The organism is Paenibacillus sp. 1_12 (assembly GCF_900114475.1).
In the GTDB taxonomy this organism is placed as follows: Bacteria; Bacillota; Bacilli; order Paenibacillales; family NBRC-103111; genus Paenibacillus_S.
Window position 1 is genome coordinate 1 of the sequence record NZ_FOTE01000003.1, and the last position, 24,955, is coordinate 24,955.

Annotated in this window: 22 protein-coding genes and 12 tRNA genes; 30 read left to right on the forward strand and 4 right to left on the reverse strand. The window is 42.7% G+C overall.

Annotated features, from left to right (window positions below; translation table 11 throughout):
- The first annotated feature begins 56 nt into the window (after positions 1–56).
- The 19 genes from BM210_RS07515 (at position 57) to BM210_RS07605 (ending at position 4,861) form a co-directional block, all read left to right on the forward strand.
- Positions 57–132: transfer RNA gene (locus tag BM210_RS07515), tRNA-Val, on the forward strand.
- Between the two features lie 17 nt (positions 133–149).
- Positions 150–223, forward strand: a tRNA-Met gene (locus tag BM210_RS07520).
- 39 nt (positions 224–262) lie between these two features.
- Positions 263–339 (forward strand) — tRNA-Asp (locus tag BM210_RS07525).
- Positions 340–380: 41 nt separating this feature from the next.
- Positions 381–456: transfer RNA gene (locus tag BM210_RS07530), tRNA-Phe, on the forward strand.
- A 12-nt stretch (positions 457–468) separates the two neighbouring features.
- A tRNA-Thr gene (locus BM210_RS07535) sits at positions 469–544 on the forward strand.
- A gap of 56 nt (positions 545–600) precedes the next feature.
- A tRNA-Tyr gene (locus tag BM210_RS07540) sits at positions 601–685 on the forward strand.
- 7 nt (positions 686–692) lie between these two features.
- Positions 693–766 (forward strand) — tRNA-Trp (locus BM210_RS07545).
- 14 nt (positions 767–780) lie between these two features.
- A tRNA-His gene (locus BM210_RS07550) sits at positions 781–856 on the forward strand.
- Positions 857–870: 14 nt separating this feature from the next.
- Positions 871–942, forward strand: a tRNA-Gln gene (locus BM210_RS07555).
- Between the two features lie 13 nt (positions 943–955).
- Positions 956–1,030, forward strand: a tRNA-Gly gene (locus BM210_RS07560).
- 12 nt (positions 1,031–1,042) lie between these two features.
- Positions 1,043–1,116 (forward strand) — tRNA-Cys (locus BM210_RS07565).
- Positions 1,117–1,130: 14 nt separating this feature from the next.
- A tRNA-Leu gene (locus BM210_RS07570) sits at positions 1,131–1,216 on the forward strand.
- Between the two features lie 417 nt (positions 1,217–1,633).
- Positions 1,634–1,876: a hypothetical protein gene (locus BM210_RS35570; protein ID WP_256223334.1), complete on the forward strand. Its 243-nt coding sequence runs from the start codon at positions 1,634–1,636 to the stop codon at positions 1,874–1,876.
- An 11-nt stretch (positions 1,877–1,887) separates the two neighbouring features.
- Entirely contained in the window at positions 1,888–2,046 is a 159-nt protein-coding gene (locus BM210_RS35575; protein ID WP_256223335.1) for a hypothetical protein, read from the forward strand.
- Positions 2,047–2,069: 23 nt separating this feature from the next.
- Positions 2,070–2,270 carry a DUF4177 domain-containing protein gene (locus BM210_RS07585; protein WP_091166197.1) on the forward strand — a complete coding sequence of 67 codons (201 nt, stop codon included), beginning with the start codon at positions 2,070–2,072 and terminating at the stop codon, positions 2,268–2,270.
- Between the two features lie 448 nt (positions 2,271–2,718).
- Complete coding sequence (locus BM210_RS07590; RefSeq protein WP_177237694.1) at positions 2,719–3,075, forward strand: YolD-like family protein; 357 nt, start codon at positions 2,719–2,721, stop codon at positions 3,073–3,075.
- Positions 3,076–3,210: 135 nt separating this feature from the next.
- A complete protein-coding gene (locus BM210_RS07595) occupies positions 3,211–3,636 on the forward strand; it encodes a pentapeptide repeat-containing protein (RefSeq protein ID WP_091166201.1) in 426 nt (141 codons plus the stop codon).
- A gap of 125 nt (positions 3,637–3,761) precedes the next feature.
- Positions 3,762–4,295 carry a cysteine hydrolase family protein gene (locus BM210_RS07600; protein WP_091166202.1) on the forward strand — a complete coding sequence of 178 codons (534 nt, stop codon included), beginning with the start codon at positions 3,762–3,764 and terminating at the stop codon, positions 4,293–4,295.
- Between the two features lie 248 nt (positions 4,296–4,543).
- Complete coding sequence (locus BM210_RS07605) at positions 4,544–4,861, forward strand: hypothetical protein (RefSeq protein WP_256223337.1); 318 nt, start codon at positions 4,544–4,546, stop codon at positions 4,859–4,861.
- A gap of 961 nt (positions 4,862–5,822) precedes the next feature.
- Here the strand turns inward: BM210_RS07605 and BM210_RS07615 are convergent.
- From BM210_RS07615 to BM210_RS07625, 3 genes are all read right to left on the reverse strand, one after another.
- Positions 5,823–6,293 (reverse strand): DinB family protein, encoded by a 471-nt coding sequence (locus tag BM210_RS07615; protein ID WP_091166205.1) that lies wholly within the window; start codon positions 6,291–6,293, stop codon positions 5,823–5,825.
- Between the two features lie 145 nt (positions 6,294–6,438).
- Complete coding sequence (locus BM210_RS07620) at positions 6,439–7,812, reverse strand: DUF4179 domain-containing protein (RefSeq protein WP_091166207.1); 1,374 nt, start codon at positions 7,810–7,812, stop codon at positions 6,439–6,441.
- Positions 7,802–8,392: a sigma-70 family RNA polymerase sigma factor gene (locus tag BM210_RS07625; protein ID WP_091166209.1), complete on the reverse strand. Its 591-nt coding sequence runs from the start codon at positions 8,390–8,392 to the stop codon at positions 7,802–7,804. Before BM210_RS07625 ends, BM210_RS07620 begins: the two co-directional genes overlap by 11 nt.
- A 676-nt stretch (positions 8,393–9,068) precedes the next feature.
- Here BM210_RS07625 and BM210_RS07630 point away from each other — a divergent pair.
- Positions 9,069–9,986 (forward strand): phosphotriesterase family protein, encoded by a 918-nt coding sequence (locus tag BM210_RS07630; RefSeq protein WP_177237696.1) that lies wholly within the window; start codon positions 9,069–9,071, stop codon positions 9,984–9,986.
- 169 nt (positions 9,987–10,155) lie between these two features.
- On the opposite strand, the gene BM210_RS07635 is transcribed toward BM210_RS07630, so the two are convergent.
- Positions 10,156–11,319 carry an MFS transporter gene (locus BM210_RS07635; RefSeq protein ID WP_371263451.1) on the reverse strand — a complete coding sequence of 388 codons (1,164 nt, stop codon included), beginning with the start codon at positions 11,317–11,319 and terminating at the stop codon, positions 10,156–10,158.
- 380 nt (positions 11,320–11,699) lie between these two features.
- On the opposite strand from BM210_RS07635, the gene BM210_RS07640 reads away from it, so the two are divergent.
- From BM210_RS07640 to BM210_RS07685, 10 genes are all read left to right on the forward strand, one after another.
- A complete protein-coding gene (locus BM210_RS07640; RefSeq protein ID WP_091166212.1) occupies positions 11,700–12,311 on the forward strand; it encodes a TetR/AcrR family transcriptional regulator in 612 nt (203 codons plus the stop codon).
- Positions 12,304–13,428 (forward strand): low temperature requirement protein A, encoded by a 1,125-nt coding sequence (locus BM210_RS07645; protein WP_091166214.1) that lies wholly within the window; start codon positions 12,304–12,306, stop codon positions 13,426–13,428. Before BM210_RS07640 ends, BM210_RS07645 begins: the two co-directional genes overlap by 8 nt.
- Before the next feature lie 290 nt (positions 13,429–13,718).
- On the forward strand, positions 13,719–14,732 hold the full coding sequence (locus BM210_RS07650; RefSeq protein WP_091166215.1) for an AraC family transcriptional regulator: 1,014 nt from the start codon (positions 13,719–13,721) through the stop codon (positions 14,730–14,732).
- Positions 14,733–15,012: 280 nt separating this feature from the next.
- The gene (locus tag BM210_RS07655; protein WP_091166217.1) at positions 15,013–15,807 is read left to right on the forward strand and encodes an SDR family NAD(P)-dependent oxidoreductase; all 795 of its coding nucleotides are present in this window, start codon (positions 15,013–15,015) and stop codon (positions 15,805–15,807) included.
- Positions 15,808–15,915: 108 nt separating this feature from the next.
- Positions 15,916–17,358: a cardiolipin synthase gene (gene cls, locus BM210_RS07660; RefSeq protein WP_091166218.1), complete on the forward strand. Its 1,443-nt coding sequence runs from the start codon at positions 15,916–15,918 to the stop codon at positions 17,356–17,358.
- A gap of 417 nt (positions 17,359–17,775) precedes the next feature.
- Positions 17,776–19,611 carry an ATP-dependent zinc metalloprotease FtsH gene (ftsH, locus tag BM210_RS07665; RefSeq protein ID WP_091167633.1) on the forward strand — a complete coding sequence of 612 codons (1,836 nt, stop codon included), beginning with the start codon at positions 17,776–17,778 and terminating at the stop codon, positions 19,609–19,611.
- Between the two features lie 122 nt (positions 19,612–19,733).
- Entirely contained in the window at positions 19,734–20,819 is a 1,086-nt protein-coding gene (locus BM210_RS07670; RefSeq protein ID WP_091166220.1) for an AI-2E family transporter, read from the forward strand.
- Between the two features lie 173 nt (positions 20,820–20,992).
- On the forward strand, positions 20,993–21,697 hold the full coding sequence (locus BM210_RS07675; RefSeq protein ID WP_091166222.1) for a class I SAM-dependent methyltransferase: 705 nt from the start codon (positions 20,993–20,995) through the stop codon (positions 21,695–21,697).
- 180 nt (positions 21,698–21,877) lie between these two features.
- Complete coding sequence (locus BM210_RS07680) at positions 21,878–23,560, forward strand: S-layer homology domain-containing protein (RefSeq protein WP_091166224.1); 1,683 nt, start codon at positions 21,878–21,880, stop codon at positions 23,558–23,560.
- Positions 23,561–23,708: 148 nt separating this feature from the next.
- Entirely contained in the window at positions 23,709–24,869 is a 1,161-nt protein-coding gene (locus tag BM210_RS07685) for a benzoate/H(+) symporter BenE family transporter (RefSeq protein ID WP_256223339.1), read from the forward strand.
- Positions 24,870–24,955 lie beyond the last annotated feature (86 nt).

Consider the following 24,955-nt stretch of genomic DNA (forward strand, 5'->3'; position numbering starts at 1 on the left):
ACCTCCCTTTCACGGAGGTAACAGGGGTTCGAGTCCCCTACGGGTCACCAAAGCAAGGGCGCTTAGCTCAGCTGGGAGAGCATCTGCCTTACAAGCAGAGGGTCGGCGGTTCGATCCCGTCAGCGCCCACCATATTTTTTATAGAATGACGCGGGGTGGAGCAGCCCGGTAGCTCGTCGGGCTCATAACCCGAAGGCCGCAGGTTCAAATCCTGCCCCCGCAACTTAAATTTTTCGAAGAGTACTTGCCTTCGAAACAATGTGGAGCCGTGGTGTAGTGGCCCAACATGCCTGCCTGTCACGCAGGAGATCGCGGGTTCGAATCCCGTCGGCTCCGCCACTAATCATTTCCTGTAAGGGAACATGATAACTGCAATAAAAGGCTCGGTAGCTCAGTCGGTAGAGCAGAGGACTGAAAATCCTCGTGTCGGCGGTTCGATTCCGTCCCGAGCCACCATTTTTACTTCTTGCCGTTGTAGCTCAACTGGTAGAGCAACTGACTTGTAATCAGTAGGTTGGGGGTTCAAGTCCTCTCGACGGCACCAGTACTTTTATATTAAAGCATGATCATTGCTTTAAGGATGTACTGACAATTGAATATGGAGGATTAGTGAAGTGGCTAAACACGGCAGACTGTAAATCTGCTCTCTCTGAGTTCGGTGGTTCGAATCCATCATCCTCCACCATTTTTATAGGGGCATAGTTTAAAGGTAGAACAAAGGTCTCCAAAACCTTTGGTGTGGGTTCAATTCCTGCTGCCCCTGCCAATCTTACAACTGTGGCGGTCGTGGCGAAGGGGTTAACGCACTGGTCTGTGGCTCCAGCATTCGTGGGTTCAAGTCCCATCGATCGCCCCATTATTTTTTTGTAATGGGGATTAGCCAAGCGGTAAGGCAACGGACTTTGACTCCGTCATCCCTAGGTTCGAATCCTAGATCCCCAGTATTATTAATTATGCGGAAGTGGCTCAGCGGTAGAGCATCGCCTTGCCAAGGCGAGGGTCGCGGGTTCGATTCCCGTCTTCCGCTCCATAATGCATTATTGGCGCCATAGCCAAGTGGTAAGGCAGAGCTCTGCAAAAGCTCTACCCCCAGTTCGAGTCTGGGTGGCGCCTCCATTTTTGAAACACTCGCCGGAGTGGCGGAATCGGCAGACGCACAGGACTTAAAATCCTGCGGTAGGTGACTACCGTACCAGTTCAAGTCTGGTCTTCGGCATACTAGTCTTATCAAGGGTTGTAAGCTAAGCCTTTGGTAAGACAAACCTTCAAATTAGGAAATCCTGTGTGTTTAAATTAGGTACACAGGATTCACGTATAAACCTCTTTACATTATCTGATTTAGTCGGATACTGTAAGGAGGTTTTTTCATTGGTTATGCATTTAATAAAGGTAATAGCTAGCTGCACTAGCAACCAAGGAAAAAGCATTTTAAACCAGCGACTTATAGCAATCGCCTGGTATATTTACGTGTCTTTTGAAGAGGGCGTATTTTCCGATAATTCATTGAATGGCATAGAGAAATTGGAGTGGGAGAAATCTTGCTCTTATGTTTTATATATAAAGGATTTACCAATAAAATGTTGAATTTTGTAAGAAGATAAAAGTCTGATTTTATAAGAAAAGTGGATTAATCATGAGATATAGCAATATCCTTGAAACAATTAGAAAAAATCCATCCAAACATAATTTTGAAGGATTATCAGAGGCCGGACTAAAAAGAGAAATAGTAGAAGGTATTCCTGAAGATTATATTGATTTTTTAAAAGAAGTTGGATATGGAACTGTTAACGACACATATTTTAGTTTCTACGGCGGTTTAGTTGAAGTAGAGAAAACTATGGCGATCTCTATGAAGAGGATTCACATCTTGAACTAAAGGATATTTTATTGTTTGGTGATAATTGTAGTGGAGATGCACTTGGATTTTTAACCACAGATAATTGGTCTATTGTTGAAATATGGCATGATGATGATTTATCAATAAATCTGAGGGATGAAAAAACTTTTGAAGAATTTGTTATCAGCATGTTTGAAAAATTTCCATAAATCATAGAAAAGAGGAAATTTAAATGGAAAAATGGGAGTATACGATAATTAAATTTGGTACAGAAGGTTATATGGGTGGAATAGTTGATATTGCATATTTTGAAAATAAGCTGAACATAATGGGAGAAGATGGGTGGGAATTAGTATCAGTTGTTAGTGCAAATCAACACCATGGAGCCTCAAGGGAGATTGTGAGTGTGTTGAAGAGAAAGAAGCAAACTTAAGGTCAATTTTAAATGGAGATGGATTAGTGAAGTTAAATACGAAACAAAGATTACTGCTTGCTTTGTATACTGAATATCAAACCTTTGTGTACTTAAAGTAATAGCTGTAGTAGTATACAGAACTCAAAGCGATGAAAAAACTCCTTTTCAACACTTGTACTCAATAAGTGTGCAATGGGAGTTTTTTAATGGCCAGATTATGAAAATTAGGAGTGTTGCAACCGATTAGTCTATCCAAGTCAGTAGTATTGCACCTAAGAACAGCATAAAGAATCTCAAAATGGTGATATGCATTCTACCACATTGTCATGAGCATACTTATACCCTCTAAACAGAATAACTACATGTGCTAATTCAAATGAAAAATAAATAAACAATGATGATATTGCATTTTGACCCTCACAACTTTATAATTAGGGAACAAATGTTCTCATATAGGAGTGGTGAAATGAACGTGAACAACCTTATGCCCAATGCAAATGTCCTTCATGACTCAGCATACATGATCTTACCTGAACACCATATAACGTTGTCAGAGCACCATAATAATCTCATTAAGAGGATTCGGCCAGAAAATGATAAACATGCATTAGATTCACTTATACGAACTTTAGCAGTGGCAATGTTTACTGAGAGGGAAACCGTTGTTACTGTTTGGAGCGATTACGAAGATCAGATGTTCAGAGGTAAGATAACGAAGCTGGATAAAGTACATAAAACGATTAGAATAGAAAATGAAGAAGAATACGCTTGGGTTCCAATTGAAGATGTGACTAACATGGAGATTGTAATTGATGCACTTTAGGAGTTCGTGGTTGGTCAAAGTATAGTCATTGACTATTCGGCAAGGAGAGCAAGATTTTATAAAAGAGATTTACAAGGGAACATTTGTACGCTAATATTAAATTGGATTAATAATCCACTATTGGGAGATGATGAAATGTCTGATCAACATGAAGAATTCAATTCACAAGTTATTAATGGAAAAACAGTGCTTAAGGCTGGAAATGCTGACATTTCGGGTTCCCAATTCATTTGTATCAAATCAGAAAAACTTTATTTTGAAAATGTTACTCTAGCAGGTACAAAGATAACGGACGCTAACCTTAGTGATCTTGAAATTAATGGTGCACAAATTGGGGGTGCGTACATCCACAACATTGGTATGCCGCCGCAAGGTCACCCTGCTTTTATCCTAAATGAAAAACAACGGGCGGTTAGATTTGAAAATTGTGATCTAAACCATAGCACAATTACCAACTGTGATTTGTCTAATGTTGAGATAAATGATTGTAATATATCTGGATTAAAAATTAACGGTATCTTGGTTGAGCAGTTGTTAACTAAATATGCAGAAAGTATGTAATCATCTTAGCTATGGTTATCAAATAGAAGCACCACCAATCGTTACGAGCGTTTGGATAGGTGCTTTTGTTGTTATCCAATCTTTTTGAAAGAGCAATTCATTTAACCATTTAAAGGGGATATAGTATGTATAATGATACAGCCTTATTGATTATAGACGTTCAAGCTGGGATGTTCTCCGAATCTCCACCTGTTCATCAAGGTGAATTACTTATAAGTACAATAAATAAACTTATAAGAAAAGCAAGAGATGCTGATATTCAAATAGTTTATGTTCAGCATAATGAATCCAAAGGTAAACTACTCGAACATGGTGCAAAAGGGTGGGAAATTCATCCTGAAATTGCTCCATCCGAACAAGATGTTAAAATTCAAAAATACACACCTGATTCATTTCATAATACGAATCTTCAAGCTGAACTAGATTTACGAGAAATAAAAAAGCTATATATTACTGGAATCCAATCAGAAGTGTGTGTGGATACCACTTGTAGACGTGCATTTAGTTTGGGATATGAAGTAACGCTTATTAAAGATGCGCATAGTACATGGGATACCAATATTTTAAATGCAGTGCAAATAATTGAACACCATAATAGTGTTTTGACATGGTTTGCAAAATTAACAAATTCATCGGATATTCACTGGCTAGCTAAATAAAACAAGGATTGTATATAACAAACGAGCAGTTATCCAGAATATTAAGAAAAATAATGAGCGAAACAGGTCCTTGGAGAGATTGGGAAATGCTGGGGGTCAGGTTGAAGAAGGTGAAATCGCTTTGTTTAAATGAAGAGCATCATCCATTTTATATTGAGTTTTGACTATGTTATTCCGAAAATGGAGGACGAAAGTTTATACCGAGAAGGGCTACTAAGTGGCAGCCTTTCTCTCGGCAGGCAGCATAGATGAATAACATTCGAAAACAAACAAGTCCAGAATGTATGCGAATATTTCCAGAAAATAACGTCATTGTGTTTAACATAAAAGGAGGCTTTAAATTATTGAAAAAACTAGTATGGGTTGTTCCATTCGTCGGGTTGTATGTTGTTTATGAAGGAATTGTAGTCTTGTTAACCCAGGGTCGTGGGGAATCCATATATGAACTCGGAATGCTTATACCCGCCACGACTCCCTCACTTATGACACACGGTTCTATATTTGTTCTTGCAGGTATAGCTCTAATTTGTGCTCCTTTTATATTAAGAAAACTTGGATCAATATAGCGGCTTCATTGAACTAACAGAAAACGCTAGTCCAATACAATTGAGTAAAACCTCCCAGTAGTTGCAAACCTAGATTTATAGGATGAATGGGAGGTTTAAATATGAATTTGAATGAATTCAGATCGATTAAGCAAGCAGTCTAGGGTATCGTATACGATGTATACGTTCTCTGTTTCGCTTTGCATACGAAGAGTGGTAGATGCGTTTTCATGACCGATAAGTCACGTACTTCCCGATGACTTGGGATTACTGCCAATCTTTAGGATTAACGACCAATTGGACCGAAAATGGTGTGTTTGAGATTCAAAACCCAGGAACTGAAATGACAGAAATAAAACAGGACCTATCCGGTAATAACCTTAGCAGCGGTAGCTTCTCAGCTTTATTTCCTTCTTATCCCACTAAGGTAAACGGAGAAATCATAGACAACAGTGCTGAGGGCTGCCCCATATTGAATTTCAGGGACATTACTTACTTTCCGATGACATGGCGTTATGCCCATGATGCTTTTAACTTGACTATTAAATTTTCCACGGGGGGCGGTCTCGATATCCGAAAAGAGGGGGCTCCGATGACCCACCGACCTGGAAAATATTGAACTATATAAAATGAACAAAAGAAACACACAGCCCGAGCGGAGAAAGCGGACCCTTCTGGAGAAACGAAGTGTTCGCCTTTGCAGACGGATTCTTACCCCTATGGGGGCTAAGAATCGAAAGAATCTGGCTGCAACAGCGATTGGAAGAGGGGTCTGCTTTCGCAGCGCCTCTCTGCTGTCATGATGTTTAGTTCATCTTATATAGTAGTCTATCCTAAGCCATACCATATAAAAGCGGTAGTTTTAAAACTTAATTTTCTTGTTATAGGCTGCCGATGCATGCATAAAATTGCTTAGCCTACAGCTTATTTGGGATCAATAATTGCGGCCTAAAACTCATTATTATCTCTGTACAGCGACGCATCAAACGTTCCCAATGAGTCGTGAGTATAGGATGTAATCGACGGCAGCCGGTTCGAACCCGCCCGTACTGAGAGCGGCGTTGACCTGACCGCGGTGGTATTGGCCGTGTAGGGCGACATGCGTCAAGATGTCCCGCGCGGTCGTCTCGAACGGTATTCCTGCCTGGCTGCGATACGCGATAGGATCGTTCAGCCGATCTTCAGGAAGGGCGTCTAGCCAAGCCCGGAAGCCGCTTCCGTTTGCCTCGATCAGCTCGGCACAGGCGGCAGGATCCGCGTTATCTGCCCATAGTACGAGAGCCTCGCTGCTCTCGCCGTGCAGTCGGGTCAGCCAGATGCGTTCTGCTAGGAGCAAGTGCAGGAACAGTGCTGTTGCCTTGCCGGCTTCTTCCTCCGTAGCGGCCCGCAGCGCCTCCAGCAGCCGGCGGTTCGCCCAATCCATGTGCGCGAATAAGTTTTGAATCGTTTGCATAACGTTTCGACCTCCATCGTCCCAAGGATTCTTATCTCGTTCCATTCCATCGTATCACGCACGAGCTTGATGAAACAATTAGTATCCCAAGAAGCTCTTACGCACTGCAAAGCAGCAAGAATACAAGGGGTACTTCAGTACGTACTTATTCAAATTTTAGCGGTAGTCTCCATGGGCCTTTGATCAAGTAGTGGGGTTCGGCCAGTGAAAATCGAAGCAACGTTTCACCAGGCTTCGTTTCAAGCTGGAGCGTCTTCATCACGGCAGACGTCTTATTGACGTTCTCCCAACTGAACGAATTATTAAATTTCGAACCTGGATAACGAATCAAAAAGTATTGCAATCCCCTCGGCTTCGACGGATCAAATTGTATGTCGACGTCAAGGATGACGGTTGTGTCGCTAGTACGCTTGATGCGGGTAAAGCGGACAGGGAAGCCACTGACTTCAGCCGGAACCTCTATGGTACGTTCAACGCCAACATCCGGGAGAAGTATAGAGACTTCTTTGGAGATTGCTTCCCGGTCGGATACTTCGATGAAGGGAACGACAACCGTATATGGTAGCACCCCGCCTATGGGCGTTTCGTGAAATCGAAAATCGGACGGATACGTCAGTGTCTCGGACTTGACCAGTTCCGCTTTCGTGCCATCCGCGTCCTCGACGTACAAGCCAGTATCTTCCACAAGTGGGGATACACCGTAGGATTGAACGGTAAGGCTTTGTTGAGGAAGCTTAGAGATAAGTTGAACGCGGACGATTCCATCATCGACTCTAGTTGGGAATGCTGTAATCCTTACGTCCTGTTGTTCGGAGCTTGAGCCGAGATGCTCGAGGTCGTCAGCCGTTTTCGGCAGATCTAGCTTTAATGGACCAATGGTTGTACCGTTGATGTATAAAGTGATCGTATCGGAGACAGGCACATGTGTGCCTCTTGTAGGAATATAATTGCCGTACCAGTCTCCAGAAGAGGCTAGCGTAGAATAAGTGAATGTGTATTTCCGACCGCTAATTTCCGCTTTGAATTCCTTTACCGCTGCCGTCTGTTCGCCGCGCAGCGTAATCGTTGCGAAGTTCGACTCCAATGCGATGCCGTCGACGGTCAGCCTTCCGACACCGATCTCCTGCACGTAAGGCTTCTCCAGCACGTACGTCAGTTGTGTAAGATCGCCTTCACGTACCATGCCAAAGCCGGGGAGGAATCTTAGAACCTTGTTCAGTTCAGCCTGCACTGAAGGTGTGGAGCCTACCTCAACCGCAACAAGTAGAAAGGCGATTACGGCTGCCACGACGGCAATGCGTCGGCGTCGGGACGAATGGACAGTGGGCAATGGGGATGTATCAACCTTTTCAAGCTGTAACTTTGAGATCGTGCGAGCCTTAATACGTTGGATTGAGGCGGCTTCCCTCTCGGTTAAAGGTTGGGATGTGTACGCGGACGATCCAATCAGTTCCAATTCTGCTTTTTCCGCGTCGAGTTGGTCGATCAACTCAAAAATGATCTTTTCTTCATCTTCCATTATTTATCCCCCGTTTCTCAGCATCGGTCAGCCCAAGTGCCTGCTTAAGCGCTGTACGGCACCGATAGAGTCGGCTTTCAATCGCTTTCTTAGTGAGGCCGAACATCGCCGCCAGCTCGTCTAGGCTTTCGTAATAAAAATACCTGCGCCAAAACAAACTGCGGTCCGGCTCGCTCATCCTTCGAACAAAGGTGATTATCTCCCGAGTCGATTCTTGAGAAAGTGCATGCTGCTCGGTGGAACACTGACTTTGTATCGCTTCCACGTCTCGCAGCATTATTATTTCGTCACCGTGACGTAGAAGTTTACGTCGCAGGTCCAGTGCCTTGTACTTGGATAGCACGAGCAGCCAAGTCCGAAATGAGGCACGACTTTCCTCGTATTTTTCAATGTTGTGCCACGCCGCCAAAAAAACGTCGCTCACGCACTCTTCCGCATCCTCCGCGCTACCAGCACCGGATAGCACGCGTTTAACGAGCGTCTGAATGCTCGGACCAAAGGCATCGATTGCTTCCTCTAACGCCTGCTTGTCGCGACTTATGAATCGTTTTGCCCATGTGTGGTTCTCATTATTAAACATTATACGAACCTCCGGCGTTGTTCTACTGATTACTACGTCGTGTTGTAAGTGGTTCACTCACGGGGAGCGGATAATTTTTCGAAATTTCTTTGTAACCTTTCAGCCGCTCTACAAAATAAGTGAAATATGGTTTTAACGCATAGCAGTAAGTCTTTACTAATATATTAGATAATTTATACTAAACTTAAAAGCTTTAGCTTGTTTTTCTATTAAACAAAAAATAGAGAATATTAGATCATCTAATACGCAAAATCATACACTGGAGAACGAGAACAAAGAATTACGTGAAGATATGAAAAAGGCTTATGCGCAGATTTGCGAAAGATTGTAGTTGCACTCCCTTGAGCTTGCGGGTAGTTATGCGTAGTAAACATGATTTAAGGCTTTTATAAATATAACTCGCTTAAGCAAAAATATGGTAATATTGAGATAAATTTTAACTCTTTAAGATGAACCAAAGAAACACACAGCCCGAGTGGAGTAAGAGGACCCTTCTGGAGAAACGAAGTGTTCGCCTTTGCAGACGGATTCTTACCCCTATGGGGCTAAGAATCGAAAGAATCTGGCTGCACAGCGATTGGAAGAGGGGTCTGCTTTCGCAGCGACTCTTTGCTGGCATGATGTTTAGTGCATCTTATATAGGAAGAAATCAGATTCAAGAAAAGAGGTGCTGTGGTTGCTGCAAACGGTTTCAGGTCTAATTACTGCGCAGGAAGCGGGACGAATTTTGGAACATGAGCATGTGCTCGTAGGGTTTGTGGAAGACGGGAAACTTGAGCCGGGGATGTATAATCGTGACGAGGTGGTCAAGTCCATCCTCCCGTTTCTGTTGAAGTTGGTGGAAGCCGGATGCGGCACCATGGTGGACTGTGCACCGGAGTACTTAGGCCGGGACCCTTACATCCTGCGGCGGTTATCGGAGCTTGCCGGAATCCATCTGATCACGAATACCGGATTTTACAAGAAGCCATATCTGCCTTCCTTCGTTTATGAGATTTCAGAACGAGACCTAGCAAATATATGGACGCGGGAAGCGCGGGATGGCATAGGGGAGAGCGGTGTGTATCCGGGTTTTATCAAAATCGCTCTTAACGACGGGACGGCAATCGATGATACGCAGATGAAGATCCTACTTGCTGCTATGCGAACCTCTCTGGAAACCGGTCTGCCGATTCAGTGTCATACGATAGGCCCTAACGTCGCCTTGCACGCTTACGAGGTCATGAAACGAGCGCATTTCGACCAGGATCGATTCATTTGGGTGCACGCGCAAACATTTAAAGACACTGAGGTTTACGTACGGCTGGCGGAGGCAGGCGGTTGGATTTCCGTCGACTCCATTCTGACGGGGACTTATGAGGAGCATGTGGATTTGTTGGGTCAGTTACTCGATTGTGGCGTGGGAGACCGCCTTCTGTTGTCTCAGGATACCGGTTGGTACAATGTAGGACAGCACCATGGTGGTAACTTGCGTCCTTATCATCACTTGTTCACAGACTTCTTCCCTGCCGCAGCGGCTGGTGGTCTTGATCCGCATTGGTTGGAGCAATGCGTTACGAGCCATGCCTTTCAAGCTATGAGCAAACGAGCCTAACACAAATAAAAGGTATCTACCACTTGCGCATGTTAGAGCATCAATCGTTTCTATTATCCTTTCAGGCTGGGGGAACGGTTCTCTTTCCGTTAAACCACCACTAAGGAAAACTTGATATCCATAGTAAAAACAAGCTCTTTGAATACCATCTCAAAGGGCTTGTTTTTTGTTAAGCGACATTCGGTGTGCGGCGGGTCAACGCCCAAAATAAAAGGGCCAAAGCACTGACGGCGGCACCAAACAGGCACACTCCATTCCAACCTGCGTATGAGTAGATATGGGTTGAAGCGACGGATCCGGTGGCACTGCCGATGGAATAAAATATCATGTAACCGGCAGTGAGGCGGCTTCGTGCCTCTGGTCGCACGTTAAAGATCAAACTCTGGTTCGTGACATGTACAGCCTGCACCGCCAGGTCAAGAAGGACAATGCCAATGATCAAAGCTGGCAGCGAGTGCTCGGTATAACTGATTGGCAACCAAGAGACCAACAATAGAGCCAGCGCAGTGCCGGTGGTCCGCTGTCCTAAACCTCGATCAGCGAGCCGCCCTGCCCGAGCTGCCGCTAACGCTCCAGCAACTCCAGCGAGACCAAACGCCCCAATAGCAGTATGCGAAAGAGACAGCGGAGGCGAGCTGAGAGGTAGTACCAATGAAGTCCATAATGTACTAAACGCAGTAAAAATCAACAGAGCTAGTACGGCGCGGATACGTAGGATTCTTTCTTGCGCAAATAAAGCGAGCACCGAACCAAGCAACTGAGGATAAGATAATGATGTTCTATCCTGTTCGTTATGTGGCAGTTCTCGGAACAATGCGCTAGCCATGATGAGCATTAACGCTGCAGAGACGAGATAGACCGAACGCCAACCAGCAAGATCGGTTAAGACACCAGCGACTGTTCTTGCAAGTAGAATGCCGATTACCACTCCGCTTGTGACCAAGCCGACTATACGTCCGCGTTCAGCTGGGGCAGCCAATGTAGATGCGAATGCTACGAGCACCTGCGTCACTACGGCAAGTAGTCCGACCATAGCTAAGCCCGCGAACAGCACAGTGATGGTGGGAGCGATGCCAACCACAATCAGAGCCACTACGGACAATAGCATCTGACCGACGATAAGCCAACGTCGATTCATCAGATCTCCGAGCGGTACCAGTAGAAATAGTCCTAACGCATAACAAATCTGAGTAATGGTAATGACAATCCCAACGGATGAATGGGTGATACCGAACTCACTCGCCAGAGCGTCGAGCAGCGGCTGCGCATAATAAATATTGGCGACAGCCAGCCCGCATGCAATTGCAAACAATAGTGGCATGTAGCGTGACATAGAAGATTTGGGTATAGATTCCAATGGGAGGAATGCTTCTTTTACCGTTTTCACGTCTGCTTCGCAATCATCGACAATGACTGCCGTGTTCCCTTTAAGTTTTTTCATTTTGGACACCCCCATATTCCTTTATATTAGATTCTTACCAAACAGCATATTGTACTGAACGGTATGAAATGATTTTAGATTAATTTAACTCGTTCAAACGTTAGTTGTCAAGATACGATAAATAAAAGATGTTCGTCGAGGTATAAGGGATGTGTACCATCAACTTTCCAGGAGAGGGGTCTTTGGTTTATAAAAAATATTCGATAATTGACAACAACTCCTCCAAATCATAAAATCATATTATACTGATCGATATGAAAAGAGGGGTAGTTATGGTTCGACTTCGGGAATTTGATGAGGAAAAGGCATTAGACGCAGCTATGCAATTATTTTGGGAGAAGGGATACGAAGCTACCTCTTTAAGTAATTTAACATCCAAAATGGGCATTCAGAGGCCAAGTATATACTCAGCCTTTGGAGATAAAAAACAACTGTTCGAAGCCGCACTGCGTAAATATACGGCATCCCACGCTTCCTATGTTCGAGCAAAGCTTCAAAACCATTCGTCTGTGAGAGAAGCGTTTCGTTCCTATTTTGAAGGTTTGGTGGAAGAGGAATATGAAGGAGGACCCAACCGGGGATGTTTTTGCATCAATACGATGGTAGAAGTTGCACCTCATGATGAGAAATTCGAAATCCTTACAAGGGAACATCAGATGTATCTTTCAGTAGTATTTCAAGAAACAATTGAACGAGGGATACAATCAGGTGAGCTTAAAAACAGTATAAGTGCAAAAGTTTTAGCACAGACATTAGTCGTGTCGTTAATCGGTCTTACCGTGGTGATGAAATCACGTCCTGAACGATCTTTTGTTGACAACTCTGTTTCGGTCATACTTTCATTGTTTAATACATCCAAACCAAGGGAGCAAAACGATGAATAAACACACATCGGGACTTCAACACAACCCTGCATTTGCTGAAAAGAAAGTTACCTGGCTGGAACTATTTTATGATCTGCTTTTTGTAGCTGCAGTTTCGAAAGCGAGTCATGTCTTGTTACATGTCGAATTGGGTTCAATTCCAATTGAATACTTATCCAAATTCATCCTTATCTTTGTTCCGATCTGGTGGGCATGGGTTGGGCAATCTCTCTTTGTAAATCGATTTGGACAAGACACTTTATCACATCGAATATTTTTGATTGTACAATTATTTTTTGTATTAATAATGACGGCCAGTCTATCGGTTAATTTTGATCAATATTATGTTCCATTCTTAATAGGCTATGTTGGTTTAAGAGCTATGACCGCCATTCAATATCTTTCGGTACATAAAGAAGAAGCTGATAGAAAGATAACTGCCCGTTATTTGGGGAGTCGTTTTTGGATTGGATTGGTGATATCTGCTTTATCACTTTTCTTTGACTCTTGGATTCGATATGCAGTTTTGTATGCGGGAATTGCTGTAGACATAGTGCTCCCATTAATCGGTCGGAAATACTTGATGAAAAGCCCTATAAATACTCATCATTTATTAGAACGCTTCTCGCTGTTTACACTCATTCTTCTTGGAGAATCAGTCGTCAGTATACTTGCAGTATTGCAGTCCAGCTACTGGACGTGGCAATCTATTTTATTTGCCTCAATAACTTTTTTATTAATTATTGCTATGTGGTGGCAATATTTTGATAATGTTGAAAAGAAAGTGGATAAGACCATAGAGACCGCTGGGCAAACAATCATTTATGGCCATTTATTCATTTATTTATCCTTGTGTATGATTGCAGCCTCGATTCAATTGCTATTTTTAGAACAATTAAATTATATATTCATGTTAAGCTTTATATTTGGATCTATACTGCTCTACTTCTTCTCAACTACATTGGTTTTCCATAAATATAGACACTTACATCAACGATTGGGGATATTTCATTTAGCGTTATTATTAGGTATATTAGGAATTTTTCTCACAATAGATTTGTTTTTCCTTGTACCCAATTATTTGATCATTGGAGAAATGATGTTGTTTTTTGTTGTATACGCTAAAATAACGACTTGAGCTGGGGGCTGAATATTTGACACAATGGAACGTACCCACATAACTCGATATTAACCTAGAGGCAGCCGGGTATTGTGGCTGTTTTTTTCATTAAAACTCTGGGCAGATTAGGGTAAACGGACGATCAACAAAATGAAGATTCGGCGTAATTGGCAAGTGGAATGTCGCCTTCTGCTAGTTACAGCACGACATTGGGGAGGTACTATAAGTGTAGTCCCATCAGTAAAAGCAGAACACCCAATCACAATCAATCTAATGAAAATGTAAGTAGCTAAAGGAGGCCCATATGTATGAAGTCTCATACCTCTGACCGTATTAAAATCTCGTCAGGATTTTGGGCAGGATTACGTCAAATAGGGATTGCCCCCCACGAGGTAGCTCGCAAAGCGCAACTGCCGCTCACCATTATTACTGAACCAGTGGTCACCAACGCCCAATACTTCGCGATCTGGCAGGCTTATTCCGATCTCATTGGTGACACTGCCCAAGGAATCATCAAGCTTGCGACCATCTTTGAAACAGCGAAGTACCCACCTACCGTCTTAGCGACTTACCATGCTCGTGACTACAGGGATGCTCTAAACCGAATGGCTCGGTACAAACAACTGTGTCCCCCCGAAAGCTTAAGTATCACCGAGGAAGGCGAGAACTGTACAATTGAACTGGAATGGCTGTATACCGAGCAACCCGGTCCGCCGATGCTGGTTGGTATCACACTGGCATGTCTTCTGGAGCTTGGGCGCCGGGGCACAGGTCAACCTTTAACGGCGCGGTTCGTTGAATTTACGGACTCAATGGGCGATATACAGACCCTTGAAGCATACTTCGGCTGCCGTATCCAGGTTGGTGCCAAATGTAACCGGTTGACGCTGCATCGAAGAGATCTGGACCGGCCCTTTATCTCGTACAACGAAGAGCTGCTGGAGATCCTGACTCCCGTTCTGGACCGATCGTTGGATGAACAGCAGCGCAGCTGCTCAATTACGGAGAAGGTGAAATGGATCATGAAACGTAGCCTCACAGGAGGTCGTCCCGACATTCAGGCTGTCGCGAAGGAGTTGGGTATGAGTGATCGTACCTTGCAGCGCCGGCTAACTGACGAAAATACGAGCTTCAAGCATCTATTGACACAAGCTAGACATGAGCAGGCACGAGAGTACTTGGCAGACCCCTCGCTCGATATTAAAGAAGTGGCTTTCTTGATAGGATATGAAGACCAGAACTCGTTCTACCGCGCCTTCCGTCTTTGGGAAGGTGATACTCCTTCAAATTGGCGTACTGAACATTTAGGTAAAGAGAGCTAGTATGTACTGAGTTTTATCATATGGCGTGTTAAACAAGAACTTTGGCGCAATATGCTAGTTACTTAACCATCCAGACAAGGTAATATAATCACTATCCGGAGCACAAGACTGATGTGAAAATGACTACTAATCAGCTTTCCGTGAATAACAAACGAATGAAAGGGGGGAGTTTAAAGAGAAGCTGATCCTGAAATCGTTTTGAAGAAAATTGAAATCATTAAGATGTTAAAGATGACAAATTGACTTTGTCTTGAAAGTAATTTAGAAGGAGAAATGTATTATGGATATGGGATTAAACAATAAAACAGCTTTAGTTACAGGATCAACGAAAGGTATAGGTAAGGCGATTGCTATTGAACTTGCTAAAGAAGGTGTTAATGTATTAATTAATGGGCGGAATTATGAAGAAGTAGAACGAATTGTAAATGAAATGAAGTCAGATTTCCCGGCTACCTCTCCTCAAAATGCTACAGCCGATATTGTGGATATTGGGCAAAGAGAAGCTTTATTTGAAAAATACCCGAATATTGATATTTTAGTTAACAATATGGGTATATATGAGATTATGCGATATGAGGACGTTGACGATGACATATGGGAAAAGTACTTCCGTACAAATGTTCTTGCTGCAAATGGATTATCTAAATTTTATTTACCTAAAATGTTGAAAAATGATTTTGGCCGTATTATCTTTATTGCAAGTGAAGAAGCAATTATGCCTTCAGGACAAATGCCTCAGTATTGTATGACAAAATCAATGCTATTATCATTATCAAAAAGCTTATCTAAATTAACCATAGGAACAGAAGTTACAGTCAATACAATCATGCCAGGACCAACACTCTCTGAAAATGTGTATCAAATAATTGATGGTATTTATCCTAATGAAGATATGACTTTTTCAGAAAAAGAGAAAGAATTTATGACTACAAACCTACCTCAATCCGAAATACAGCGATTTATCAAGCCAAGTGAAATAGGTAGATTAACTACATTTGTATGTAGTCCTTATGCATCCGCATTTAAAGGTTCTCCAATCCGTATGGATGGGGGAATGGTACCTACTATTTATTAAATATATTTTGAGTGCGAGGCTGCCGTGTAACAACGACGTCCTCGCTCTTCAACTTTTTACGCCTAATTTAGTGAAGCAGGCATGAGCACTGAAAGGAGAGTCATTACCTTGGAAATTGGGAACCTCGTAACGCTCGTAGTTTCGATTATTACGCTGAGTAATATCATTTTAGCAGGTGTCGTAGTGTTCTTTGAAAGAAGAGATATTGGATCGACTTGGGCTTGGCTAATGGTATTGTTTTTTATTCCGCTCCTTGGTTTCTTCGTTTACATATTTTTTGGTCGGCAATTAAAACAAGATAATTTTTATCATCTTACTTTCGAGGAACGTGCTTACCTCCAATCTACGGTTGACGAACAGATGATGAGTACTGAACAGCAATGGCATGTCATAACCAAATATTCAGATTTGCTGAAAATGAATCTAAGATCATCTAACGCACTCGTTTCGACAGACAATGATATTGTTATTTTTATAGATGGAAAAGTAAAGTTCGACTCCTTGTTTCAGGATATTCGGAATGCGAAAAAAGAAATTAACGTTCAATATTACATTTTTCAGCCGGATGCATTAGGAGGGCAATTCAGGGATGAGTTAATTAAAAAAGCGAAGGAAGGCGTAATAGTTCGGGTTCTTTATGATGACATCGGATCGAGACGAATTACGCGTTCATTTTTTAACGAACTCCTATCATATGGGGGAGAAGTAGAAGCATTTTATCCTTCCTTCTTTAGATTGGTTAATTTCCGCATCAATAATAGAAATCACAGGAAACTTTGCATTATTGACGGGGAGATTTCTTATATCGGAGGTTTTAATGTAGGAGATGAATATTTAGGATTGGATAAAAAAATGGGCTACTGGCGAGATACGCATTTACGAATCACGGGAGGAGCCGTCGATCAAATTCAATCCCGGTTTATTTTAGATTGGAATAAGGCCGCAAATCGAAAAAACATGAACCCAGATAAGTTTTTCTTCCGATCAGAAAAGCACAATGGAAATAGCGCTGTACAGATTATTACAAGCGGACCTAATTCGCGAACGGAACACCTTAAAAATATGTATCTGAGATTAATGATGACAGCCCAAAAAAGCATCTATATACAAACTCCTTATTTCATCCCGGATTCCAGTTTTATGGATGCATGCAAGATGGCTCTCTTATCTGGCGTGGATGTTCGGATCATGATTCCGAACAAGCCGGACCACCTGTTTGTTTATTCGGCTACCTTGGCCCATGTCGGTGAATTACTGCCTTATGGTGTCAAAATCCTGCAATATGAGAAAGGCTTTATGCATGCGAAGACGATTGTAGTCGATCAAGAGGTGGCGTCTGTAGGAACAGCGAATATCGACACGCGCAGTTTTCGCTTAAACTTCGAAGTGAATGCGCTCGTGTATGACGAGAATGTCGCGAAACAGCTTCATGATTTGTTTTTGCAAGACAGTGAGGTGTGTTCGGAACTGACGATCGAACGGTATGAATCACGCAAAAATATGTCCAAGCTTAAAGAAGCTGTGGCTAGACTGCTATCCCCTATTCTTTGAGTGTTGGATCTGCCGGCATGAGACGACTTGCACAGCAGCCGCAGTCTAAGGGATATAACGGCAGAGCAAACACGAACTAAACAATCTATTCTGACGAGTTGCTGGTCATCCCGTCTTCCTAAAAAATGCGTCAAAGGCCCGCTTTTGCGGGCTTTTGCTGTTGTAAACTTGTGCAAATCCTCATGAAAGAGTTTTAGGGCTCCACATTATTTTGGTATTAAATGGTTCACTGCGAAACATCAGAGGACGTTTGGTGACTGTCGTTTGCTCGCAGCCGCTTTTTTTTGTTTATGGAACAGTTTATTTACGGTGTGTATAACAGCATATAGTTAAATGAGAATGCAGATGAAACTTTGGGAAATAATACGTACGGGTTATGAAAATATATGTAAACGAAATGAGTGAGTGTTCATGAGCATGAAAGATATGAAGCCACCAAAAAAATCCGTTCTCTATTACTATGGAATCACCCTTTTGCTCATTTTACTGATTAACTCCTTCGTTATGCCCGCTATTTACAACTATTCCGTAAAGGAAGTTGATTATGGCACGTTCTTACGAATGGTGAAGGATGGTCAAGTTAAGAAAGTGGATATACAAAATAACGTAATCGTCTTTACTCCGATCAATACGACTGAGGCAAAGATGTATAAGACAGGAGCTATTGAGGACTCGAAGCTCGTAGACCGATTATACGAAGGGAACGTTGCCTTTTCTCGTGTTATCCCCAGAGAAACGTCGCCGATTTTAAACTTCTTTCTGACTTGGATTCTCCCGTTTCTCATCTTTCTTTTGGTAGGGCAATGGCTCATGAAGAAGCTGGCCAATCGGCTCCCGGGCGGAGGTAATCCCATGTCCTTCGGCAAGAGTAACGTCAAGGTGTACATGGAATCACTAACCGGGGTTACTTTCGCAAACGTTGCGGGGCAGGATGAGGCGAAGGAGGCGTTGCAGGAAATTGTCGACTTCTTGCATAACCCAAAGAAATACACGGAGATAGGCGCGAGTATTCCTAAAGGTGCTTTGCTAGTTGGCCCTCCAGGGACAGGGAAAACGCTGCTGGCCAAAGCGGTGGCAGGGGAATCGAAGGTTCCCTTTTTTTCCATATCAGGTTCCGAGTTTGTGGAAATGTTCGTCGGCATGGGTGCAGCGCGGGTGAGGGATTTGTTTAAACAAGCACAGGATAAAGCCCCTTGTATCGTCTTTATTGATGAAATTGATGCCATTGGGAAAAGCCGTAATTCCGGAATCGCAGGAGGAAATGATGAGAGAGAGCAAACCTTAAACCAGTTATTAACCGAGATGGATGGATTCGATGCCGATAAAGGTGTAGTTATTCTAGCGGCGAGCAACCGCCCGGAGACGCTGGATAAGGCACTGCTTAGGCCGGGAAGATTCGATCGTAGAGTACCGGTGGAGCTTCCGGATTTGGTCGGCAGAGAAGCTATCTTAAAGGTGCACGCCCAAAAGGTGAAATTGGAAAATGACATTGACTTTCATGTGATTGCCAGGGCAACTTCGGGGGCTTCTGGAGCCGATTTGGCCAATATCGTCAACGAGGCTGCTCTGCGGGCCGTTAAATTCGGCCGTACTCAGGTTACGCAGAACGATTTGGAAGAATGCGTAGAGGTTGTCATTGCCGGCTATCAGCGGAAGAATGCTCTCATTTCTATGAAGGATAAACTGACCATTGCTTATCATGAGGTGGGGCATGCATTGGTAGCAGCAATGCAACATCATTCCGCGCCCGTGCATAAGATCACGATTATTCCGAGAACTTCCGGCGCTCTTGGTTACACGATGCAGGTGGACGAGCAGGAGACTATCTTAATGTCCAAAGAGCAAGCTCTGGACAAAATCACAACCTTTATGGGGGGACGTGCCGCGGAAGAGATCATCTTCCAGCGAATTACATCGGGTGCTTCCAACGACATCGAGCAAGCCACAAAGATAGCCAGATCGATGGTGACCCGATTCGGCATGAGCGAAGCGTTCGATATGATGGCGCTGGAAACTGTCAACAATCCTTACTTGGGAGGCGACACTTCATTGTTGGTATCCATCGAGACTGCCTCCAAAATCGATGAAGAGGTATTGAAAATCATCAAAACTAGCCATAAGACTGCTCTGCGGATATTGGAGGAAAACAAAGAAAAGTTACATGAAATCACTAAATATTTAATGGAAAAGGAAACCATTTCAGGAGAGGAATTTATGGGGATTTTAAATCGGAAACAGCCGGTGGTCGATTAAGAATTCAATGATAAGCAACAAATGTGGAAAGGGGAAAGCATCTCAACAGGGGGAGGTAAGTACGGTATATCCCCCTATCAAAACCTGTAAACATTCAGGCAATATATGGAGGGAAACTTATCATGGTATACGATTTATTTCGGAAGTACTGGAGACCAGCGGTGGACGTTTGTGCACTTCTGTTCGTCATGTATCTATTTGTTTTAAGTTTTTCTTATCTCTACCACATCGCAACACCAGTCATTTTCAGTTTAATCATCTATTGGATGGTTCAGCCTGCCATACGTTTCTTAGAACGAAGGGGGCTAAACAGGCCAAGTTCTGTAGCCTTTTCCATGGTTGGATTTGTTTTAATCCTAGTAATCCTTCTTGGTATGATCGGTATCGTTTGCTCGGTGCAGCTGAGTCATCTCATCAGTAAATTGCCAACGTATGATGTAATGATTCGACACGAGGTGGTAGATAAGGTTCAGGTGAAAATTCAGGCACTATCACCGGAGGAATTGGTAAAAGTTAAGGAATACATAGCTACAGGTACGGAAAAAGCAATTGAAGTGGTAAAGGTTATTTTGCAACATCTTGTTACTTTTACAACGTCTATTTCAAAGTTTGTAATTCATATTATAGTTGCGATTATCCTTGCCTACTTCCTTGCATTAGAAAGTAAGATGTGGAGTGAGTTATATAAAAAGAAAACGCCTGATCAATTTAAAAATGTCCTGCAGTTTCTTAATGACAACGTAATTTCAGGTTTTGGTAAATACATTGTAGCGATGCTCCAAATCGCCGGATTCTCGTTTGTGATCATTTGGGTTTGTTTGTTGGTTCTGTCCTTGTTTTACCCATTACAAAATATATTCGTGCTGTCCCTCCTTGCTGGTTTCTCCAGTATCTTACCGATATTAGGAGCGGGGTTTGTTTTCCTTCCGTGGATCGCCATACTGTTGTTAAGCGGGCATATCACAATCGCTTTATGGATCGCGGGTGTGTTCTTATTGTCGGTGATACTTAAGCATGTTATTGAACCCAAAATATTGGGGGATACATTGGGTGTATCTGGATTTACAATGCTCGCTTCGCTTATTATAGCAATCGAAGCATTTGGTGTTGTTGGTGTTATTCTGGCACCTTTATTTATCATCCTGATTAAGGCACTTTACCAGAAGGGGATTCTTGGGAAACTTCTCAGACAACCTGCGGATTCGTAAAATTTTTTCTTAAACCATAAATTGAGCATCTGCAAGTTGTGTTGTAAAAATTAACGGTGCAGGTGAGTGCAGCAATCAGTGGATAGTTTAAATAAAAATGAATTATCCCTATTTCTATTCGGTCAGCCCTTTATAATGGGAGTTACATATTCCTAATTAAAGGGAGCTAAAGAATGAATCCTTTTTTAGAATTGAGTGACCGAAATTCTTGGGGGCCTGGTTCATTTGAAATGGCATTATCGCTTGTCGAAGCCTTAAAAATCTGTGCAGGTATGAGGGTGCTAGAGATCGGCGGCGGGTCAGGACAAATAGCTGCAACAATTGCAAAGTATTGGAATGTTAATGTTGTTACACTTGAACCTTGGACTGACGGCATAGAGATACAAAAAAACGCGATAGCCTTAGGAGTAAATCATCAGGTTCTCGGGATGAAGCTCAAAGCTCAAGAAATGCCCTTTGCAAGTGGTACATTCGATGCCGTAATAAGCATAGGTTCATTTGAAATGATCGGTGATGAACGACCCGCAGCCTTGAAGGAGATCATACGTGTCGCTAAACCAAATGCTTATATAGGCATAGCAGAACCGATGTGCCAGCCTGAACCCATGCCTATAGATATGGTTGTAATTGACGAACAGTACAACTTGGGCTTTCGACGTTGCTTTCGAAGTTTAGAATGGAATTGTGAACTCTTCCGCCAACAGGGACTATCTGTTGTCCAGTGCAGTTATTTCCCATCTGCACGAGATTGGTGGATCGTTTATCGAGACCAGAAACGTATATCAGAGGCTGAACAACAGTTAATTACATTAGATAAGCGCGGTTGGATTTCGTTAGGTATGGTAGTTGGTCAAAAACGATCTGACGAGGATGGTTAAAGTCTAGCTTTCCTGCTGAAGGGAACGTTTAGTGAAAAATAATTCGACAAAAATCTGCCAGTGGAAAGCGCGGCAGATTTTTTGTTGTGCAGAAGAGCTTCACAAATTTTATTAAATTCATAATTATTGTAAGAAAACCGATAAATAAACAATAACAATTTAAAGAAGGAGTATTTTTTAATGAATATGAAAAAACGATTATCTACAATGTTAGCTCTAGTTATTTTTATTAGCATGTTCCTAATTCATTCTCAATCCGTTTTAGCAGAACCATCAAATGAAACAATCAGATCAACAGACCAAGACGGACATGGGGCAGCTTCTGCAGTTAAAAACGTAGTTAAGGCAGGTTATGTTAGCAGTTATTCTGACGGCACTTTCGAGCCGGATGCCTTCATAACGGAAGAAGAGTTTTTATCCATGGTTGTACGAGCGGTTAATCTCCCGATCAGTACACAACCACCCGATGCGTCGAGGTTTCTTCCTTACTACGATGCAGCTAAGAAAAACGGAATCTATTATGATGATTACCGAAGCGATTGGTCAAGTCCCATTATTCGCGGAGATGCTGCCCAAACCTTGGTCAGAGCAACCCAAGCCGTTGAAAAAAACCGAATACTTGCCAGGGAACGATCTCAGCAGGAAGTTTTGAGGATGAAACCTGATGAGTTACAAACTCTTCAGAACCTTCCGCACTTTAGAGGTCAAGCTATTGGGAATATAAATGATGTTAAGGAGGTTCCCCAGTTAATAAAAGAACTGCAAATGTATTGGAATGATTTAATTGCGAAGTTCAAAGCCAATAAAACGGAAGGAACCTACTGCATTGTCAAGCTGGATAAGTCTCAAACCTGCTACTTACATTCCGATGCTGTTCACGGACAGGCTGTTGCGAAGTACATAGAGTTTTTACAAGCTATTGTTCTGGAAGTCGATGAAGCTGAAAAGAAGTACACTTACGATAAAATAGTGTTTGAAGCAACTAAGCGTGGCTTGCTTACCGGGGTAGATGAGGAAGGTGAGCTTGCCCTTAGCTCTCCTCTGACCCACGAACAAGCAGTGGTAGGTATTGATCGAATGCTCGCATTCAATCAAGGAGAAATTCTTCCTGCTGATAAGCATGCGATGTCGAGAGCTGAAGTCTTATGGCATGGGACAAATGTATTTACGATGTGGCCTAGATATTTTCCCGAAAAGTTTATAGACTCATTTGATATCCATAAAGGAAAGTGGGATGCGGCAGACGGAATATATCATGAACAATTATTGGAGTTTATCGTTGTAGATGTAGAGGACTCTCATGATCCATTCAGGTCTGAAACCGAAGGGATGCTGTTCGATCGGAAGGTTTACGATTCAAACGAGAATCGATATAAATTTCAAAAAATATCAGCTCCACTTCAATCTTATATTTCCTATTCAAGAGTAAAACAAGAACTAACGGATACTTATCCATGGATGTATAGCTCTGATGGAGGTAAGGCGCATATCAGTATCAGCCCCATTGATGAAAGTGGTAAAACGAATGAAGGTATCGTGTTTAACAAGTCGGATAGCTATATCCCACAGGAAAGCGATGATCACATCGTATATAGCAAAATTCAAAACGGACAAAATGAACAGGATCTTAATCTTAAAAGAGGTTATAACCCATCCAAAACGGTTCTTCAAACTGGAGAAACTTATTACTGGGTTGCCGGCCAATTGCATCCTAAGGGTGACATGAGCGCAGGCATTATATCCTATATTACCTATACTCCAAACGGCTACTATCGGCAACAAATCGATGGAAAGAACGGTGGGAATGCGAGTGTATCATTAATAAGTGCTAAACCTAACTTTGAGGTGCATAACGAGAGGTAAATTGAACTAGCCTTGCAAAATAAACACCAAGAAACGGCGGTCGGCTACTATCGACTGCCGTTTTCTTAACTAACGGTTACGGGGTGGCAAAAGTATCTTTTATAAGTTAATATCTTACTATGCTTTGAATAAAGGAGAATTTTCAACGTTGAGTACGCAAAACATAGCAACCGGTATCTTATCTGCGTTGATGGCCTGTACCGGCGGAGCCATACTTCTTATCAAATGTGCGGACATTGCGGGATTTAGCCGTGCTGAGCTTATTTCTTGGTTCTTCATTGTTTATTTTATAGGCGGCATTTTAAACATAGTGCTGTCAATGAAATTCAAAATCCCCTTTGCCGGAGCGCACTCGATAACAGCTGTTGCCTTCTTAAGCTCGGCTATAGCACATTTTTCATTTAACGAGTTGGCCGGAAGCTTCATTATGGCTGGTGTACTTATTACCGTATTCGGGCTATCGGGAGTATTCAATAAAGTACTTGAATTCATTCCCAAACCCATGATTGATGCCATGCTGGCGGGTCTCGTTCTCAATTATGTTGTTAACATCGTGCCTGCCTTTAAGAATGCTCCTCTTGTAGGGGGAATGGCAATCTTAGGATTTTTTATCGCACCCCGAATTTCTAAATCGATTCCTCCTTTATTGGGGGTACTTATTTTTGGGATCTTAGGACTTTTCATTGGATACGACTTTCCGGTTGTTCAAAAGGTTGACTTCAGCTTGCCCCAATTGATCATGCCATCATTCACATGGAACGGTTTAATATCCATAGCGGTACCTGTGGCCGTTTTAGTACTAAGCAATGATATAGCTGTCGCATTAGCTGCCTTGAAAAAAAACGGTTTTGATCCGCCAGTCAATAAAACGCTTGTTTATTCTGGGATAGGAACAGTATTTGTTGGTTTTTTTGGTGGACACGCAGTGAACATTGGTGGGATGATGACAGCGCTTTGCAGCAGCGAAGAAGCGGGGCCTAAGGAAAGCCGCATAGTAGCAGCTCTAGTTTCTGGCGGAATCGTGGCATTATTCGGGGTATTTGCGTGGAAAGTGATCGCGATTATTGAGCTGCTCCCGGCATCCTTTATTACGTTGTTATCTGGCTTTGCCCTTCTAGGCGTGCTGTTAAACAGTCTGCGTTCTGCATTTTCGGAACCGTCTTACCGATTCTCGATGCTGTTTGTTTTTGTTATCGCGATCGCTAACGTTAGTTTTCTAGGCATTTCAGCTCCTGTTTGGTCTTTGCTGGTAGGCGTCATTTCTGCAAAGTTGTTAGGAGAAAATAAGCAAATCGCCAAAATGTCGTAAGATGATCAGATTTGAACGAGTGGTCAAGCTGTGATTTGCAGAAAAATAAAAAGGAGCGTTGCCATGAAAATAAATGGCACGCCCCT

Coding starts and splice junctions, on each gene's coding strand:
- BM210_RS07605 (WP_256223337.1), top strand. CDS start 4,544: ATGAATAACATTCGAAAACAAACAAGTCCAGAATGTATGCGAATATTT.
- BM210_RS07635 (WP_371263451.1), bottom strand. CDS start 11,319: ATGTCACGCTACATGCCACTATTGTTTGCAATTGCATGCGGGCTGGCT.
- BM210_RS35570 (WP_256223334.1), top strand. CDS start 1,634: ATGAGATATAGCAATATCCTTGAAACAATTAGAAAAAATCCATCCAAA.
- BM210_RS07590 (WP_177237694.1), top strand. CDS start 2,719: ATGAACGTGAACAACCTTATGCCCAATGCAAATGTCCTTCATGACTCA.
- BM210_RS07615 (WP_091166205.1), bottom strand. CDS start 6,293: ATGCAAACGATTCAAAACTTATTCGCGCACATGGATTGGGCGAACCGC.
- BM210_RS07640 (WP_091166212.1), top strand. CDS start 11,700: ATGGTTCGACTTCGGGAATTTGATGAGGAAAAGGCATTAGACGCAGCT.
- BM210_RS07680 (WP_091166224.1), top strand. CDS start 21,878: ATGAATATGAAAAAACGATTATCTACAATGTTAGCTCTAGTTATTTTT.
- BM210_RS07585 (WP_091166197.1), top strand. CDS start 2,070: ATGGAAAAATGGGAGTATACGATAATTAAATTTGGTACAGAAGGTTAT.
- BM210_RS07645 (WP_091166214.1), top strand. CDS start 12,304: ATGAATAAACACACATCGGGACTTCAACACAACCCTGCATTTGCTGAA.
- BM210_RS07655 (WP_091166217.1), top strand. CDS start 15,013: ATGGATATGGGATTAAACAATAAAACAGCTTTAGTTACAGGATCAACG.
- ftsH (WP_091167633.1), top strand. CDS start 17,776: ATGAAAGATATGAAGCCACCAAAAAAATCCGTTCTCTATTACTATGGA.
- BM210_RS07670 (WP_091166220.1), top strand. CDS start 19,734: ATGGTATACGATTTATTTCGGAAGTACTGGAGACCAGCGGTGGACGTT.
- BM210_RS07650 (WP_091166215.1), top strand. CDS start 13,719: ATGAAGTCTCATACCTCTGACCGTATTAAAATCTCGTCAGGATTTTGG.
- BM210_RS07595 (WP_091166201.1), top strand. CDS start 3,211: ATGTCTGATCAACATGAAGAATTCAATTCACAAGTTATTAATGGAAAA.
- BM210_RS07600 (WP_091166202.1), top strand. CDS start 3,762: ATGTATAATGATACAGCCTTATTGATTATAGACGTTCAAGCTGGGATG.
- BM210_RS07620 (WP_091166207.1), bottom strand. CDS start 7,812: ATGGAAGATGAAGAAAAGATCATTTTTGAGTTGATCGACCAACTCGAC.
- BM210_RS07675 (WP_091166222.1), top strand. CDS start 20,993: ATGAATCCTTTTTTAGAATTGAGTGACCGAAATTCTTGGGGGCCTGGT.
- BM210_RS07625 (WP_091166209.1), bottom strand. CDS start 8,392: ATGTTTAATAATGAGAACCACACATGGGCAAAACGATTCATAAGTCGC.